The sequence below is a fragment of the Paenibacillus sp. CF384 genome (genome assembly GCF_900106745.1).
Classification (GTDB): Bacteria; Bacillota; Bacilli; order Paenibacillales; family Paenibacillaceae; genus Paenibacillus_Z.
Map to the genome: position 1 here is coordinate 206144 of NZ_FNNV01000013.1, position 16937 is coordinate 223080.

Annotated in this window: 16 protein-coding genes; 15 read left to right on the forward strand and 1 reads right to left on the reverse strand. The window is 48.7% G+C overall.

Features of this window, described 5'->3' with window-relative positions; genetic code table 11:
• The first annotated feature begins 78 nt into the window (after positions 1 to 78).
• Positions 79 to 1434 (forward strand): hemolysin family protein, encoded by a 1356-nt coding sequence (locus BLW29_RS20850; RefSeq protein ID WP_090983197.1) that lies wholly within the window; start codon positions 79 to 81, stop codon positions 1432 to 1434.
• 129 nt (positions 1435 to 1563) lie between these two features.
• Here the strand turns inward: BLW29_RS20850 and mnmA are convergent, their stop codons facing one another.
• Positions 1564 to 2661, reverse strand: coding sequence for a tRNA 2-thiouridine(34) synthase MnmA (gene mnmA, locus BLW29_RS20855; RefSeq protein WP_090983148.1), 1098 nt, complete (start codon positions 2659 to 2661; stop codon positions 1564 to 1566).
• A gap of 247 nt (positions 2662 to 2908) precedes the next feature.
• Between mnmA and cymR the strand changes: the two genes are divergently transcribed.
• The 14 genes from cymR (at position 2909) to BLW29_RS20925 (ending at position 16755) form a co-directional block, all read left to right on the forward strand.
• Complete coding sequence (gene cymR, locus BLW29_RS20860; RefSeq protein ID WP_090983150.1) at positions 2909 to 3328, forward strand: cysteine metabolism transcriptional regulator CymR; 420 nt, start codon at positions 2909 to 2911, stop codon at positions 3326 to 3328.
• A 13-nt stretch (positions 3329 to 3341) separates the two neighbouring features.
• The gene (locus tag BLW29_RS20865; RefSeq protein WP_090983152.1) at positions 3342 to 4496 is read left to right on the forward strand and encodes a cysteine desulfurase family protein; all 1155 of its coding nucleotides are present in this window, start codon (positions 3342 to 3344) and stop codon (positions 4494 to 4496) included.
• A 15-nt stretch (positions 4497 to 4511) separates the two neighbouring features.
• Positions 4512 to 5060: a PRC-barrel domain-containing protein gene (locus BLW29_RS20870; RefSeq protein ID WP_090983154.1), complete on the forward strand. Its 549-nt coding sequence runs from the start codon at positions 4512 to 4514 to the stop codon at positions 5058 to 5060.
• Entirely contained in the window at positions 5057 to 5254 is a 198-nt protein-coding gene (locus BLW29_RS20875; protein WP_090983156.1) for a hypothetical protein, read from the forward strand. Before BLW29_RS20870 ends, BLW29_RS20875 begins: the two co-directional genes overlap by 4 nt.
• A 139-nt stretch (positions 5255 to 5393) precedes the next feature.
• Entirely contained in the window at positions 5394 to 6464 is a 1071-nt protein-coding gene (locus BLW29_RS20880; protein ID WP_090983158.1) for an AI-2E family transporter, read from the forward strand.
• Between the two features lie 354 nt (positions 6465 to 6818).
• The gene (gene alaS, locus BLW29_RS20885) at positions 6819 to 9455 is read left to right on the forward strand and encodes an alanine--tRNA ligase (RefSeq protein ID WP_090983160.1); all 2637 of its coding nucleotides are present in this window, start codon (positions 6819 to 6821) and stop codon (positions 9453 to 9455) included.
• A 49-nt stretch (positions 9456 to 9504) separates the two neighbouring features.
• Complete coding sequence (locus tag BLW29_RS20890; protein WP_090983162.1) at positions 9505 to 9768, forward strand: IreB family regulatory phosphoprotein; 264 nt, start codon at positions 9505 to 9507, stop codon at positions 9766 to 9768.
• A gap of 31 nt (positions 9769 to 9799) precedes the next feature.
• Complete coding sequence (gene ruvX, locus BLW29_RS20895) at positions 9800 to 10216, forward strand: Holliday junction resolvase RuvX (protein WP_090983164.1); 417 nt, start codon at positions 9800 to 9802, stop codon at positions 10214 to 10216.
• Between the two features lie 8 nt (positions 10217 to 10224).
• A complete protein-coding gene (locus BLW29_RS20900) occupies positions 10225 to 10536 on the forward strand; it encodes a DUF1292 domain-containing protein (protein ID WP_090983166.1) in 312 nt (103 codons plus the stop codon).
• A 32-nt stretch (positions 10537 to 10568) separates the two neighbouring features.
• Entirely contained in the window at positions 10569 to 10868 is a 300-nt protein-coding gene (locus BLW29_RS20905; RefSeq protein WP_090983168.1) for a DUF1292 domain-containing protein, read from the forward strand.
• Between the two features lie 118 nt (positions 10869 to 10986).
• On the forward strand, positions 10987 to 12117 hold the full coding sequence (mltG, locus tag BLW29_RS20910; protein WP_256208748.1) for an endolytic transglycosylase MltG: 1131 nt from the start codon (positions 10987 to 10989) through the stop codon (positions 12115 to 12117).
• An 11-nt stretch (positions 12118 to 12128) separates the two neighbouring features.
• Positions 12129 to 13073 (forward strand): peptidase U32 family protein, encoded by a 945-nt coding sequence (locus BLW29_RS20915; protein ID WP_090983169.1) that lies wholly within the window; start codon positions 12129 to 12131, stop codon positions 13071 to 13073.
• 39 nt (positions 13074 to 13112) lie between these two features.
• Complete coding sequence (locus BLW29_RS20920) at positions 13113 to 14363, forward strand: peptidase U32 family protein (protein WP_090983171.1); 1251 nt, start codon at positions 13113 to 13115, stop codon at positions 14361 to 14363.
• A gap of 250 nt (positions 14364 to 14613) precedes the next feature.
• The gene (locus BLW29_RS20925) at positions 14614 to 16755 is read left to right on the forward strand and encodes a methyl-accepting chemotaxis protein (protein WP_256208749.1); all 2142 of its coding nucleotides are present in this window, start codon (positions 14614 to 14616) and stop codon (positions 16753 to 16755) included.
• Positions 16756 to 16937: the final 182 nt, after the last annotated feature.

The following is a 16937-nucleotide window of genomic DNA, read 5'->3' on the forward strand; positions in this document are numbered from 1 at the left end:
ATTATAACGTTTCTTTATAATCTTAAGTCCCAGAAGGAGGTGCACCTGTTCGTCGCAATCGCGGCTAACAGGGAATCGTTGAGTAGTGACCCGTTACCCATAATTTTGAACTTGCTTTTAATCGTTTTTCTTGTTTTTTTGAATGGTTTTTTCGTAGCTGCGGAATTTGCCATGGTGAAAGTAAGAAGCAGTCGGATTGATTCACTGGCGCTTGACGGCAATCGCCGTGCCCGTTTTGCATCCAGGCTAACTAGTAATTTGGATGCGTATCTATCGGCCTGTCAGCTTGGAATTACGTTGGCATCACTTGGTCTTGGTTGGGTAGGTGAGCCTGCCATTGCAGCGATGCTTGAGCCTGTGCTTGAGAAGTTCCATTTTAGCCCAGTCGCCATTCATACGGTTGCCTTTATTATTGCCTTTACCATCATTACGGTGTTACACATTGTACTTGGAGAATTGGCCCCCAAAACGATTGCGATTCGAAAAGCTGAGTCGGTAACAATGTGGACGGCTATGCCGCTCATAGGTTTTCACAAAATCATGTATCCGTTTATCTATCTGCTCAACGGAACAGCCAACTGGTTGCTTAAGCGCGTTGGTATTGAGCCTGCGGCAGAACATGAATCCGCCCATACCGAAGAAGAAATTCGCATCCTGATGAAAGAAAGTCATAAATCCGGACTAATTGATAATACGGAGCTAACGCTTGTCGATAATATATTTGATTTTGCCGAAACCCATGCGCGGGAGATAATGATTCCACGTACCGAAATGATATGCTTATATGCCAATCTGTCGTTCGACGAGAACCAGGCTATTGCGCTTAAAGAAATGCATACTCGTTATCCGGTTTGTGACGGCGACAAGGACAATATCATCGGATTTGTCCACATTAAAGACTTACTTAAAGTGACGCATCAAGGCTTGCCGGATATTCGCACGATTACACGTCCAATGACTACAGTGCCTGATTCCATGCAAATCAGCAACCTGCTTAAGCTGATGCAGAAGAAGAAGACCCAAATCGCCATTCTTATCGATGAATATGGCGGCACGTCCGGACTTGTAACGCTTGAGGATATCATGGAAGAAATCGTCGGTGAAATTCAGGATGAATTTGATGAAGAACGCCCCGATATCGAGCCAAGAGATGACCAATCCCATTCGATCAACGGCATGATGTTGATTGAAGAGGTGAACAGCTACTTCGGATTGGAAATCGAAAGCGACGATTACGATACGATCGGCGGCTGGTTCTACGCGCAAATCGAGAATCCTCCGTCTAAAGGCCAACGTGTCGTGCAACCGGACGGCTTTGAGTTTGTGATTGAGGAGACCGACCACTTACGGATATCCAGAATCATCATCCGCAAGCAAGGAAGCCGAATCGAAGAAGAAGAAGAAAGTATCGAATTGCAAGCAGAAACCGGTTAACCGCCATTATACGTATAAGAGGCTGCCCCAAAAGTGCAAGATGACTTTTGGGGCAGCTTTTGTTTGATTTCATATAAAAAAGCATCTCCGATCAAGGGATCGGAGATACTTCTTAATGGTGATGCGGATTTATTTATTCACGATATCGATTGTTCCGCCGCCCAGACATACTTCGCCGTCGTAGAAGACTACGGCTTGACCAGGAGTAATAGCTTTCTGCGGTTTCTCGAATACCACATCGCCTGTTGTACCATCTTGGCGCAGCGTCAATGTGACGGTTTGGTCTGCTTGTCTGTACCGGAACTTCGCCGTAACCGTAATTGGGCCTTCCGGTTTAAGCGGTGCAATCCAATTGATTCCGGTTGCGGTTAAGCTCGTGGAATACAAGCTTGCATGCTGATCGCCTTGCACGACATACAGAATGTTCTCTTTGAGATCTTTGTCTGCTACGAACCACGGCTCGCCATTGCCGGAGCCGCCGATGCCAAGTCCTTGCCGCTGTCCAAGCGTATAATACATGAGGCCATCATGACGACCTTTCGTTTCACCTGATTCAATGTCAATCATCGGACCGGGCTGAGCAGGAAGGTAGCCGCTCAAGAATTCCTTGAAATTGCGCTCGCCGATAAAGCAGACGCCTGTGCTGTCTTTCTTCTTAGCCGTATGAAGACCGAATTCCTCGGCGATTCTTCTGACCTCCGGCTTCGGAAGATGACCGATGGGGAACATCGCTTTGGCCAGCTGATCCTGACGAAGCGCGTGCAGGAAGTAGGTCTGATCCTTATTGGAGTCTACTCCTCTGAGGAGCTTAGCTTCCCCGTCAGCAGTTCGCTCCAAGCGAGCATAATGGCCGGTAGCCAAATAATCAGCGCCAAGCTCCATCGCTTTGTGCAGGAAGTCGCCGAATTTGATCTCGCGGTTGCACATGACATCCGGATTTGGCGTACGACCATTACGGTATTCATCGAGGAAATAAGCAAACACCTTATCGAAATAAGCTTTCTCGAAATTTACCGTATAATAAGGAATGCCGATTTGATCACAGACACGGCGAACATCTTCCGCATCTTCTTCAGCCGTGCAATGGCCGAACTCGTCGGTATCATCCCAGTTTTTCATGAAAATGCCTATGACATCATAACCCTGCTGTTTGAGCAGCAATGCGGTAACGGACGAATCCACACCGCCGGACATGCCAACTACGACTCGAATAGATGAATTGCTCATCTCTTAATACCACCACCTTGATAGTTCAAAGTCGCTCCGGAGGATCATTTCCACCGTGCGACCGATTCAATTCATCTATTGTAGCATAGATTGCGTATGATTTTCATGAAAGTGTCATCGTTTTTTCAACAAATTCTGTTTCCGTTATGTTAACATAGATATGATATGGGAATACCATGAATTGTAATCCATGATCGCTCCAGCACTTACAATAGGATATAGTTTAGCCCGGGAAGAGGTGTCGTAGTTGAAAATTTCAACCAAAGGCCGGTACGGTCTAACCATTATGATGGAGCTTGCAGGTAAGTTCGGAGAAGGTCCAACATCATTGAAGAGCATCGCAGAGCGGAATCATCTATCAGAGCATTACCTCGAGCAGCTTATTGCACCGCTACGTAATGCGGGTCTGGTTAAGAGTATTCGCGGCGCTTACGGCGGTTATATTCTGTCGAAGGAACCGCAGGAAATCACGTCAGGGGATGTCATTCGTATCCTGGAAGGTCCGATTTCGCCTGTCGATTTCACGGAAGAGGATGACCCGGCCAAGCGGAATTTGTGGCTCAGAATTCGTGACAGCATTGCTGAAGTGCTTGATTCGACAACGCTCGCTGATCTCGTAACGTATAAAGAAGAGGAGCCTCAGGACTCCTACATGTTCTATATTTAAGGATGATTGTATAATGGATCGAATTTACTATGATCATGCAGCAACTTCACCTATGCATCCCGAAGCAGCCAAAGCGATGCTTGAGGTTATGACCGGTACTCCCGGCAATGCTTCAAGTACGCATAGTTTCGGTCGTGCGGCAAGGCAGCTCGTGAATCGTTCGCGCGATATCATTGCGCACGGGATCGGCTGCGCAGCCTCTGAGCTGGTCTTTACCGGCGGTGGAACAGAAAGTGACAATGCAGCGCTCATTGGCGCTGCCAGAGCTGCCTGCAAACAAGGCAAGTCCCATATCATTACGTCCGCAACGGAACATCAGGCCGTGCTCCAAACCTGCAAGGCGTTACAGCGCGAAGGATTTCGTGTGACGATTCTGCCGGTAGATGAGCAAGGTCTAGTGAGCGTGCAGGATGTAGAACAAGCTATTGCAGCGGATACGGCGCTTATTAGCATCATGTATGTCAACAATGAGACCGGTACGATTCAACCGATTGCAGAGATCGGTGAACTCGGCCGGTCTCGTGGCGTGCTTGTGCATGTAGATGCGGTACAGGCATTAGGCGTTATCCCGATCGATTTGCGTCAGCTTCAGGTCGACCTCATGAGCTTCTCGGCTCACAAGATAAATGGACCGCAAGGCATTGGTGCTCTGTATATCCGTAAAGGTACAGCTGTGGAACCACTCCTAAGCGGCGGCTCGCAAGAGCGCAAACGGCGCGCAGGAACCGAAAACATCGCCGGCATTGTCGGATTCGGCAAAGCGTTTGAACTTTCTGTGAATTCGATGCCGGAACGGAAACTTTTGTTGGACAAACTTCGTTATACTTGGATAGAACGGTTGCGGGAGATCGCAGGTGGGGATCGACTTATCGTCAATGGCCATGCTGAACACTATGCTCCTCATATTCTGAATGTGAGCTTTGTAGGAATAAGCACAGAGTCGATGCTGATGAATCTGGATATAGCTGGAATTGCGGCTTCCGGTGGGTCTGCTTGTACGTCGGGAGCCATTGAACCCTCGTATGTGCTCATAGCGATGAATGTTTCGCAAGAAAGACAAGCATCCGCTGTACGTTTCAGCTTTGGTTTGGGAAATACTATGGAGGAACTCGAACTGGCCGCCAAGAAAGTTGCAACTTTTATGGAGCGTGTTCGTACTAATGCCTAGGAGGCTCTGCCATCGATGTTGCGTTTACAGCATTTGATTGGTCTTCCTGTCATCGAAATGAACGCCGGCAAGCAAGTCGGACATGTGAAGGATGCATGGTTTGATGAGCATTGGCAGCTTGGCGGAATCATATTGGACGCCGGCAGACGGTTTCTGACTGCGATGAAATCAGTGATCTGGAAGGAAGTCATGGTTTGTGGCGAGGATGCGGTTATCATTATGAACGAAGCGTCCGTCCGGAAGACCAAACAAGCCGAAATTCAGCGCTCTTTTCATACCGGATCGATCCGATTGAAGGATTTACCCGTCATTACGGTGGATGGTGAACAACTTGGTCGTGTATCTGATGTTTATTTTGACGAGATACAGGGTACACAAATAGTAGGATATGAGCTGACTGACGGATTTATCGCGGATATAATGGAAGGCCGCAAGTGGCTTCCTGCTCCACGGCAAGCTGATGAGGTTATGCTTGGTGAGAATGTAATCATAGTACCGGCCGGAAGTGAGGCTTTCCTCTCACCGGTCGCAGTTTCTGAGTCGGATATAGGGAGAAATGTATGATGAAATGCCCAAATTGTAGTTCGAAGGATATCGGAAAGATCGGATCACACCAGTATTACTGCTGGGGCTGTTTCATTGAATTGACCGTTAACGGTGACAAAATGTCGGTCTATCAAGTAGAAGAAGACGGTACATTAAGCTCGCTGGACGATCTGTTCTTTGAAGACGAAATGCCGCAGGTTCATGCGAACTAAGCGGAGCGTAAGAGGCGACCTTGCCCAAGGTCGCCTCTTTTGTGTTTTAAGGCCTAGCGGAAGAAACGGAAGGATGATTTGGACAACTTGTACATATACTGACAGTAAAGGGTATCGCGAGTCGAGGGGGAGTGAAGCCGTGGAACGGTTTACGAACAACCGTCTGTTTGCATGGCTTGTCTATCTCATTTTGGGACTGACGGCTCTATATCTATTGCTGCTGATCAAACCGATCATCATCCACATTTACGTGTTTTTGCGTGCGGTTCTGGCACCGTTTCTGATTGCGATGATTATATCTTACGTACTCAATCCGATAGTCAGTCTTCTGAATGAACGCAAGGTGCCCCGTACGATCGCGGTGCTGCTTATTTATGCCGTATTCTTAGCGTCGCTTACGGTTGTACTTGTGAACGCGATTCCGATGTTTATGGATCAGCTCAAGGAACTGAACAAGCATATGCCGGACATTACCATGCAGGCTCGGAGTATGGTCAACGACCTAAACAACTCCTCTTTTCTCCCGGAGAGCATCCGAACAGGAATAGAGAAGTCGCTGTATAAGCTGGAGAAGCAGGGCTCGGATGCGATATTTGCTTTTATCAACAATATCGGTGAAATGATTAATGTGATTTTTATCGCGTTTATCATCCCGTTTCTGGCGTTCTACATCTTAAAGGATTTCGAGGTGTTTGAACGAACGCTGCTTACCTATGTGCCTAAATCACATCGTAAGCATGCGGTTCGGCTGCTCAAGGATATCGATCATGCGCTTGGCAGCTACATACGGGGACAATTTCTCGTTTGTGTCATTGTCGGCACACTGGCGTATATCGGTTATTTGATTATTGGCATTCCGTATCCGCTCCTTCTGGCAAGCGTTGTGGCGGTGACGAACATTATTCCCTATCTGGGACCGTTCTTCGGCGCAGCGCCTGCGCTTATCGTGGCATCTACCGTGTCGATCAAAATGATGCTGCTCGTGGCGATCGTGAACACCCTCTGCCAAATTCTCGAGGGGAACATCATCTCGCCGCAGGTGGTGGGAAGAACGCTGCATATGCATCCGTTATCGATCATTTTTGCCCTGCTCGTTGGCGGCGAGCTGGCGGGTATCGTCGGGATGATATTGGCTGTGCCGATCTTTGCCGCGGTGAAGGTCATCGTGCAGCATATCTTCGCGTATTACGTTAGGCGAAAGACGATTTGACAGACCATGCCAACAGTCGCTATACTTATGACAATTACGCCTGACTATCAATAAAAACGTTGATGAAACCGTAGTAGGTCATAGACCGCCAAGCAGAGAAAGAATTCCTTCGCGTACGCCGATTAGGCCCGCGCTGGCTGAGAGAATTCTAAGGGTGAAGGATGACTGAAGGCTGGCTTCGGAGTGTGAATGAACTTCACCGGATCAGACCCGTTAACGTCTGTCTAAGGAGATCGTTTATGCTGTTCATCGTGGGCGGCTAGGGCGATAACCAGGGTGGTACCGCGAATGATTCGTCCCTGTTTTTTGGGGGCGTTTTTTTGTTTTTATTCTATAATTGGAGGCTGAACCGTGATGAAAGCAAGTGAAATCCGTTCCAAGTGGCTTGCATTTTTTGAGAGCAAAGGGCACAAGATTGAGCCCAGCGCTTCATTAGTTCCTCATAATGACCCTTCCTTGCTATGGATTAATGCAGGGATGGCACCGCTAAAGTCCTATTTTGACGGTCGCGTTATTCCGGACAATCCGCGGATTACGAATTCGCAGAAGTGTATCCGTACCAATGATATTGAGAATGTCGGCAAAACGCGTCGTCACCAAACGATGTTTGAAATGCTGGGCAACTTCTCCATTGGCGATTACTTCAAAGAAGAAGCGATCACTTGGGCATGGGAGTTTCTGACCAGCAAAGAGTGGATCGGCTTCGATCCGGAGCGACTTTCCGTCACGGTTTACCCTGAAGATGAAGAAGCGTTCCGTTTCTGGAATGAGAAAATCGGTCTTCCTGAGAAGCGCATTTACCGTCTGCAGGATAACTTCTGGGACATCGGCGAAGGCCCTTGCGGTCCTTGTACCGAGATTTTCTATGACCGCGGCGAAGCTTTCGGCGATCTGAATGATCCGGAATGCTGGCCTGGCGGAGAAAACGAACGTTTCCTGGAAGTATGGAACCTTGTATTTTCGCAATATAATCATAATAAAGACGGCAGCTATACTCCGCTTCCGAATAAAAACATCGATACAGGCGCAGGTCTGGAGCGGATTACGTCGATTCTGCAAAACGTAGACTCCAATTTCGATACGGATCTGTTCCGTCCGATCATCGACCGGACCAGTCAAATCGCAAACGTAACGTACCATGCGAATGCGGATACGGACATTGCGCTGAAGGTCATTGCCGATCATATCCGTACTGTGGCGTTCGCTGTAGGCGATGGCGTCATGCCTTCTAATGAAGGTCGTGGTTATGTCATCCGCCGTTTGCTTCGCCGCGCAGTGCGCTACGGCAAAACACTCGGTGTGGATCGTCCGTTCCTGCATGATCTGGTGAAAGTAGTTGGCGACATTATGGGCGGCCACTACCCGGAGGTTGTCGAGAAACGCGAGTTTATCGAGAAGGTGATCCGTACAGAGGAAGAACGTTTCCATGAAACGCTTTCTGACGGCTTGGCACTTCTGGGCGAGCTTGTGAAGACGGCAAAAGCCGGCGGTCAAACGCTGATCAGCGGTCCGGATGCGTTCAAGCTTTACGATACGTATGGTTTCCCATTCGATCTGACGGAAGACTATGCGGCTGAACACGGCATGACTGTGGACCGTGACGGCTTCGATGCTTCGATGGAGGAGCAGCGTACACGCGCACGTGCAGCTCGTCAGGACACTGGCGGTATGAATGTGCAAGGGGGACCGCTTGCTGATTTCACTGAGAAATCGGAATTTGTGGGTTATCAGGATCTGACGCTCGAAGGCGCGAAGGTAATTGCGATCGTAAACGGCGATGCTCTTGTCGACTCCGCAGCCCAAGGCAGCCAAGTGCTTGTGATCTTGGATCGTACAACGTTCTACGCAGAGAGCGGCGGTCAAGTAGGCGACAGCGGTACGATTACGGGCCAAGGCTTCACGCTGACAGTCGAAAATGTCACCAAAGCTCCTCATGGTCAGTCGGTGCATCATGCCGTTGTAGCAAGCGGTACCGTAACCGTCGGTGATCAGGTTCAAGCGGCGGTTTCGACGCAAACACGCGAGGATACGATCAAGAACCATACGGCAACGCATTTGCTGCATCGTGCGCTCAAAGATGTGCTCGGCGAGCATGTTAATCAAGCGGGTTCCCTGGTAGAACCGGATCGTCTTCGTTTTGACTTCTCGCATTTTGGCAGCATCAGCCAAGAGGAGCTCACAGAGATCGAACGCCGCGTCAATCAACAGATTTGGCTGGGCACGACGCTCCAAATCGACTACAAATCGCTTGCCGAGGCAAAAGAGATGGGCGCTATGGCACTATTCGGCGAGAAATACGGCGATGTTGTGCGTGTCGTTCGTGTAGGCGACTACAGCCTTGAGCTATGTGGTGGCTGCCATGTTACAAGCACCGCACAAATCGGTTTGTTCAAGCTGGTGAGCGAGAGCGGTATCGGTTCAGGTGTACGTCGTATTGAGGCTGTAACAGGCCGCAATGCTTACCTGTACATGGAAAGCCAGCTTGATCTGTTGAAGCAAGCGGCTGCGCAGCTGAAGTCGAACCTCGCAGATGTGCCTAAACGTATCGAAGCGCTGCATGGTCAAGTGAAAGAACTGACGCGTGACAACGAATCGCTGCAAAGCAAGCTGAGCCGTATCGAAGCGGGTTCGTTAGAATCGCAAGCGAAGGCAGTAGGGGATATCACACTGCTGGCTGCAGAGGTTAATGCTCCTTCCATGGATGCGCTGCGCGGTATCGTGGATGAGCTGAAAACGAAGCTGGGTAATGCGGTAATCGTGCTTGGCGCTGTTGCAGAAGATAAGGTAAACCTTGTCGTGGCGGTTTCGCCAGAGCTCGTGAAGAAAGGCTTCCACGCCGGCAAAATCATTAAAGAAGCAGCCGCGGCATGCGGCGGCGGCGGCGGCGGACGGCCGGATATGGCCCAAGCCGGAGGAAAAGATCCTTCTAAATTGGGTGAAGCGCTCCAAATTGCCGAAGAACTGGTTCTATCACAATCAAGTGTGATATGATAAGAGTATTAAACGGCTGTTAAGCGGCTTGGAAAGTGAGGTGCTGGCGATGAATTCGATGGACAAGACAATGAAATTCGACGTGAAGGCGGAAGGGCTACAAGCTTCCTCGAGGGAAATTATGCTGTCTGTATACGATGCGCTGCTCGAGAAGGACTATAACCCGATTAACCAGATCGTGGGTTATCTATTGTCCGGAGATCCCGCATACATTCCACGGCATAACAATGCTAGAAGTTTAATTCGCAGGAAAGAGCGAGACGAGCTAATTGAAGAACTAGTCCGTTCCTACCTGAGTCAGCACAGCAAATAATGACCTTCAAGGAAATGAGGCAATCTGTCGTATGCGTCTTATGGGATTGGATTACGGTGACCGCAGAATCGGCGTTGCCGTCAGTGATGCATTCCGCTGGACCGCGCAAGGTTTAGGCGTCGTTGAGAAACGCCGCGATAACAGCGAAGACGAAGTCATTGCCAAGCTTATGGTTGAACACGAAGTATCCGAGATTGTAGTCGGTTTACCGAAGAACATGAATGGCACCATCGGGCCGCGTGGCGAAATTTGCATCGCATTCGCACAACATTTACAGCAAAAGCTAAATGTACCCGTACACCTTTGGGACGAACGGCTAACGACCGTTGCCGCAGAGCGCACGCTGCTCGAGGCGGACGTTAGCCGTAAGAAGCGAAAGTTAGTGGTGGACAAAATGGCGGCAGCGCTAATTTTGCAAAATTATCTCGATTCTAAAACGAAAAGGTGAGGGTAACGATGACAAAGGACAACATGCAGTTTGAAGAGCCGGAAATCATCTACATTCCGGATGAAGACGGCAACGAAGAAGAATTCGAGGTAGTCATGAAGTTCGAGGTAGACGGCTCTGATCAGAAATATATGATGGTGGTTCCGCTCAACGTGGATTCCGAAGACGAGCAAGATGAAGACTCCGATGAAGTCTACGCTTTCCGTTATGAAGAAGACGGCGATGATTTGAAACTGTATACCATTGAGGACGAAGAAGAGTGGAACATGGTGGAAGAAACCTTTAACACACTTCTCGCCGAAATCGACGATAACGACTAAGGCTTGGGCCATAGTCGAAGGGAGCTTACAGCGTGTCTGAAATAAAACGTATTTCTGTCCTGAAGGACATTTATGGTACGGAAGTGGATCTCATTGGAGAAGAAGGCGCTACGGAACCATTCCAAATTATCGCCGAATTCCAAATGGGTGACCGATCCTATGCCGGTTTGCAATCGCATGACATGCAGAAAGAAGACGAAATCGCATTCTTCCGCATTACATTCAAGGATGGCGCCGAGCCGGAGCTGGAATCCATTGAAAGCGATGATGAGTGGGAGCTTGTTTCTGAAGCTTATGACGATTTGTTGTTCGAAGGCGAAGATCAGCCTTAACATGCACCTCTAGCTTTAAACAGGGCGGCAATAGCCCGGTTTTACTTATAGGAGTTCGGAAGGGGCGGCGCCGGGCCGCCCTTTTTCCGCGCTGATATAGAAATGGAGGATAGGTCGCTTGAGAAGAGCAGAGCATCAGAATTCAGAAGATTTGCCGAATGAGGGAGCCATGCGGCCCTCCGGACCAAGACGCGGACGCATTACATTCTGGGTTATCGTGTCGATACTCAGCGTAATGCTTATTACTGCGGGAAGTCTTTATCTCTACATTTGGAATGGCTTGCGGCCTGCTTCGTCAGGCGATGTGGTTCAAGTAGAGCTGAAGAAAGGGACATCTCCATTTCGATTTGCTGAAGTGCTCGAAGATCAAGGGGTTATTCGCAATGCATTTATTTTTAAATATTACTTGCGCTACAAGAACGAAGGACCGAGGTTTCAAGCCGGTGTGTACGAGCTGTCACCGGGGATGGATAAGGATGCCATCATTGCAAAATTAAATGCCGGAGAGACGTTAAAGGAAGAAACGATGCGTTTCACGATACCGGAAGGGTTTACGGTAGAGCAAATAGCGGAAACACTAGATAAAGCAGGTTATGCGAAGAAAGCGGATTTCATGGCGCTTGCAGATAAGGATCAAGTGTGGAGCGACGTGGATGCCGTGAAGAATATTCCGAAGAATCCGGACCTTCGTCATCGCTTGGAAGGATATTTGTTCCCGGACACGTATGAGCTTGTGACTGCGAGCAAACCGGAGGATATCATTAAACGTCTGCTTCAAGAGCTGGATCATAAGCTGGACACCCTTCCCGAGAATTGGGAGGATTCGCTTGCAGCGAATAAGGTTGATTTTCATGGTATGATGACTATCGCTTCGCTCGTCGAACGTGAGGTAGTCGTGGATGCTGAACGTCCAGTCGTTGCAGGCATTATCTACAACCGACTGAAGAAAGGCATGCCGCTTCAGATTGATGCGACCGTGCAATATTTGCTTGATAAACAGAAAGAACGGCTGCTTGTGGACGATTTGCAAGTGGACAGCCCTTACAATACGTACAAAGTTAATGGTCTCCCTCCTGGGCCAATCGCATCTCCGAGCTTGAAATCGATCGAAGCTGCGCTTTTCCCCAAAGAGACGGAATACTATTTCTATGTGACGAAGAAAGATGGCAGCCACGAGCATCTGTTTGCGGAAACGCTCAAGGAGCATAACCGCAACATCGAGAAGAGCAATCAAACGGCTGGACAATAGGAGGATTTACAATGGCAACAAAACCGGAGCTGCTCGTTGATGCGGGTTCCCTTGCTGATATGGAGCGGCTCATTGCTGCGGGTGCGGATGCATTCCTTCTGGGAGAATCCCGTTACGGCATGCGCTTGCCGGGTGAATTTGACCTGGCACTTATGGCGGAAGCCGTCAAGCTTGCCCATTCCCATCAAGTTTCCGTATATGCAGCAGTCAATAACTTAATGGATAATGAAACCGTCAACGCATTGCCTGGCTACATTCGTAGTTTGGCTGAAGCGGGAGTAGACGGCTTAGTGTTCGGGGATCCTGCAGTTTTGATGGTTGCGCGCGTTGAAGCGCCGAACATGAAGCTGCACTGGAACGCGGAGATGACTTCGACGAACTATGCGACAGCGAATTATTGGGGACGCCGCGGCGCAACAAGGTTCGTTCTGGCACGTGAGCTTAACATGGATCAAGTTATCGATGTGAAGAGCAATACAACGCTTGAAGTACAAGTACAGGTGCATGGTTTAACGAATATTTATCATTCCAAGCGTCCGCTTGTTCAAAATTATTTCCAGCATCAGACGAAGGATGGAGAAACGACCGAGGTTCCGGTTCACGGCAAGCGGGAAGACGGCTTGTATTTAGTGGAAACGGAGCGGCCGGATGAACGTTTCCCGATCTATGAGGATGCTGGCGGGACCCATATTATGAGCTCTGATGATCTATGCATGATTGAGAACTTACATGAGCTAATGGAAGTTAATATCGATAGCTTTCGGATTGAAGGGCTGTTAAAATCAATAGAGTACAATGAAACGGTCGTTAAAGCGTATCGTGCTGCAATTGATGCCTATTGCGAGGATCCGGAAGGTTATGCCTTCAACGAAGAATGGTTGGACAGCATTGTGAATGTACAGGATCCGTCCCGTGAGCTTTCGTACGGATTTTTCTATAAGGAACAAGTATATTAATTGTAATTGTCACCTAAGGAAGTTGTGGAGGTGAAGCAGGTGACCACAAAAACATCCCCCCGCTTTACGGGGAAAAGAAATCGTCTAGATAAACCGGAGCTTCTTGCCCCGGCGGGTAATTTGGAGAAACTAAAGTTTGCGGTCCATTACGGCGCAGATGCGGTCTATATTGGCGGGCAGAAGTACGGCCTTCGTTCCAATGCCGATAACTTCACCTTTGCTGAGATGAAGGAAGGCGTGGAGTTCGCGGAACGTTATGGCGCCAAAGTATTTGTTGCAACCAACATTTATGCCCATAATGAAGATATTGGCGGCCTGGAAGAGTACTTGCGTGAACTCGAAGCGGCCGGCATTGCGGCGATTATTGCTGCTGATCCGATCATTATCGAGACGGCGCAGCGAGTAGCTCCTAAGCTCGAGGTTCACTTGAGCACGCAGCAGTCGACGCTGAACTGGCAGGCTGTACAGTTCTGGAAAGAAGAGGGATTGCCGCGCGTAGTGTTAGGCCGCGAGACGAGCCTCGAAGAAATTTCTCAAATTAAAGCGCATGTCGATATCGAGATCGAAGCGTTCATTCATGGCGCAATGTGTTCTTCCTTCTCAGGTCGCTGCGTGCTTTCGAACCATTTCACGGATCGCGATTCAAACCGTGGAGGCTGCTGCCAGTCTTGCCGCTGGAAGTATGATATCTACGAAGATGACCTGCAAATGGTCGGTCCTGAAGCGGATAAATTTACGATGGGCTCCAAAGATCTATGCATGATCGAGCATATTCCTGACTTAATCGATGTTGGCGTGGACAGCTTTAAGATCGAAGGTCGGATGAAGAGCTTGCATTACGTAGCTACAGTCGTGAATGCTTATCGTCAAGCGATCGATTCCTATATGGCGGATCCGGACAATTATGAGCTGAAACAAGTGTGGCAGGATGACATTCAGAAGGCTGCTAACCGTCCGGTTAATACGGGGTTCTTCTACGATACTCCGGGGCCAGAGGACCATATCTACGGGCCGGAAGATAAAGCTGCTCCTTATGATTTTGCTGGTGTTGTTATCTCTTACGATGAGACAACCGGACTTGCTGTTGTTCAGCAGCGGAATCATTTCAAGCCGGGTCAAGTCGTGGAATTCTTCGGACCTAACGGTACCTTCTTCACACAAACTGTCGGCGAAATCATGGACGAGAGCGGTAATGTACTGGACGCCGCAAGACATCCACTGCAGCACGTTGTCCTAAAGACGGAGCACCCGGTAAAAGCGATGGATATGATGCGTAAACGTATCCGTTAATAAGTATTTAGACCCAAATAATCTCAATCGAGCGATCGATTGGGATTATTTTTTTTGAGAAAATATTCCCTAATTCCCTAACATTACGGTGATGTTAAGCCGATATTAAGGATATTGCGTGTATTTTGTCGATCCATGGATTAACGTGACGTAGGCATTTAGCATCTAGTGTAAGTCAACAGACACATACCCACACAAATGCACCAGCTCCACACACGGAAATTATCCTCAGATTAGGTGGTGTCATGAAGTGAAATTGAAGTTGAACTCGAAGAAAGACAAGCTGCAAACAGAAGGTGAAGGTAGCGGGGCGAATGTGAAAGCCTTATATTCTTCCTCCATAAATGGGATCAAGAATGTCAAGCTGACGAATCCCATAAAGTCAGTCGGCCTCATGTTATTCCTAATTATCTTCAGCGCTATTCTTGTCTGCGTACTGGTAGTCGGATTATTCTCCTACTCGACCTCCAAGAGCATCATTAAGAAGAAAGTTGCGGATTCCAGCGCGGTGGCGATTGCACAATCCAAAGGCAAACTCGATTTGATGTTCAAGAACTATGAAGCTCTGTCGATGCAAATTCTGCTCGATAAGACAGTTCAGGATAATCTAACAAAATACGATCAAACGACGGATGACTACGAGCGTTTCGATGTCATGAAGAAGTTAAGCGACTCCATTCAATCCTACATACTCGGCAACTCTACCATTGTCGGAGCTGCAATTATCCCTATGAGCGGTGATTCGGCATCTGTAACTGTCGGCTCTTCAAGCATTAGTACGGAAGATGCGAAGGATACGGCGTGGATGAAGACAATCGCAGACGGCGGCGGTAAGTTGATGTGGCTGCCCGCTCAAGTGAAAGGCTACAGCGGCAGTGCGTCTGAGCCAACCATTGCGATGGGTCGCGTTATGAAGAACACGGTAACGAATGAAGGCAAATTCATCATGATCGTTGAGATCTATTTGAAAGAGTTCTCCAAGCAGCTTGAAGATCTGAAGCTTGGAGACAATAGCGATATTACGATTGTTGATGAGGCGAATAATTTAGTATTCACCAAAGATATTGCACAAATCGGGAAACCATCCCCGATTACACTTTCTTCCAAAGAGAAGTCAGGATCAACAACCGAGACAATCGCAGGCGGTGAAGAAGTTCTTGCCATCTACAACCAATTCGCAACGGTGGATTGGAAGCTGGTCGGATCGGTTCCGGTAGATGAACTTGTCAAGGATGCGAAGCAAATTCGCAATGCAACTTATATTATTGCGGGTATCGCAGCGTTGCTGGCCATCGGTATCGGATTGCTCGTCATTCGCATGGTTGCCTTGCCGCTTGTTAGCTTGCGCAATCTGATGAACGAAGGCGAACGCGGCAACCTGACTGTACGTTCGACGATTAATAAGAAAGACGAAATCGGTCAGCTTGCGCAAAGCTTCAACCAGATGATGACGCAAATTACCGTGCTCGTCGCCCAAACGAATCAATCTGCGTCAGATGTACTGGCGACAGCCGGTGAGCTGTCCGATGCTTCGAAGAAAACGGCCGTATCTGCACGTGAAATTGCCGTTGCTACGGAAGAAATTGCTAACGGTGCAACGAGCCTTGCCATGGAAGCGGAGAAAGGCAGTGACCTCACTTCCGAGATCAGTCAGCAGATGCAGCAGGTCATGAATGCTAATCAAGATATGGGCCAAGCAGCGAGCGAAGTGGAGAAAGCCAGCCGCCAAGGTACAGCCTACATGAACAGCTTGATCGAGAAAACAGGAATGACAGAAGAAATGACGCGTTCAATGGTGGAGAAGGTTGATCGTCTCAAAGAAAGCACGCGTTCCATCCGTAAAATTCTAGATGTACTCAATAATATGACGAAACAAACAAACATTTTGTCTCTGAATGCAACAATTGAGGCTGCTCGTGCCGGCGCGGCCGGAAAAGGTTTCATGGTTGTAGCGGATGAAATTCGTAAATTGGCGGATCAATCCCGTCAGTCCATCGATGTCGTTGGTCAGATTACGGAGACCATCCAGAAGGAAATCGATGAAACCGTCCACGTCTTGTCTGATGCGTATCCGATTTTCCAAGAGCAAATTCAATCGGTGAAAGAGGCAAATCAAATTTTCTTGACCGTTCAAGGTCAAATGGGCGATTTTGTTGGCAGCCTAAGCTCGGTTACGGATTCTATCAGCATGCTGGAGCGTTCACAAGTAGTCCTTTCGGAAGCGATGGGGAATGTCAGCGCAGTAGCCGAAGAGTCGTCCGCTACTTCAGAAGAAGTGGCGTCGCTGAGCAATGAGCAGAACAGTATCAGCGAAGGGCTTGTCCGATTGTCCGATAAACTTGAGACGGTATCAACAGGTCTTAAAGAAACGCTTAGTCGTTTCCGCACGTAAGGAAAGAGCAAAGGCTGACATCATTGATGTCAGCCTTTTGTATGGGCAGAACAAGAAAGAGGCGGGGATTGCATCCCCGCCTCTTTCAGAATGTCGAGAAACCCAACGTTTTTTTTCAAACGTTGGGTTTCTCTTTGGTTTTAGGGTTGGTTTGTGGAGGTCGAAGGGCGTTAAGCCTCCTT

What these genes read in the sequence shown, in the direction of transcription:
- mnmA (WP_090983148.1), bottom strand. Translation starts at nt 2,661, where the DNA reads ATGAGCAATTCATCTATTCGAGTCGTAGTTGGCATGTCCGGCGGTGTG.
- BLW29_RS20865 (WP_090983152.1), top strand. Translation starts at nt 3,342, where the DNA reads ATGGATCGAATTTACTATGATCATGCAGCAACTTCACCTATGCATCCC.
- BLW29_RS20870 (WP_090983154.1), top strand. Translation starts at nt 4,512, where the DNA reads ATGTTGCGTTTACAGCATTTGATTGGTCTTCCTGTCATCGAAATGAAC.
- BLW29_RS20875 (WP_090983156.1), top strand. Translation starts at nt 5,057, where the DNA reads ATGATGAAATGCCCAAATTGTAGTTCGAAGGATATCGGAAAGATCGGA.
- alaS (WP_090983160.1), top strand. Translation starts at nt 6,819, where the DNA reads ATGAAAGCAAGTGAAATCCGTTCCAAGTGGCTTGCATTTTTTGAGAGC.
- BLW29_RS20890 (WP_090983162.1), top strand. Translation starts at nt 9,505, where the DNA reads ATGAATTCGATGGACAAGACAATGAAATTCGACGTGAAGGCGGAAGGG.
- ruvX (WP_090983164.1), top strand. Translation starts at nt 9,800, where the DNA reads ATGCGTCTTATGGGATTGGATTACGGTGACCGCAGAATCGGCGTTGCC.
- BLW29_RS20900 (WP_090983166.1), top strand. Translation starts at nt 10,225, where the DNA reads ATGACAAAGGACAACATGCAGTTTGAAGAGCCGGAAATCATCTACATT.
- BLW29_RS20915 (WP_090983169.1), top strand. Translation starts at nt 12,129, where the DNA reads ATGGCAACAAAACCGGAGCTGCTCGTTGATGCGGGTTCCCTTGCTGAT.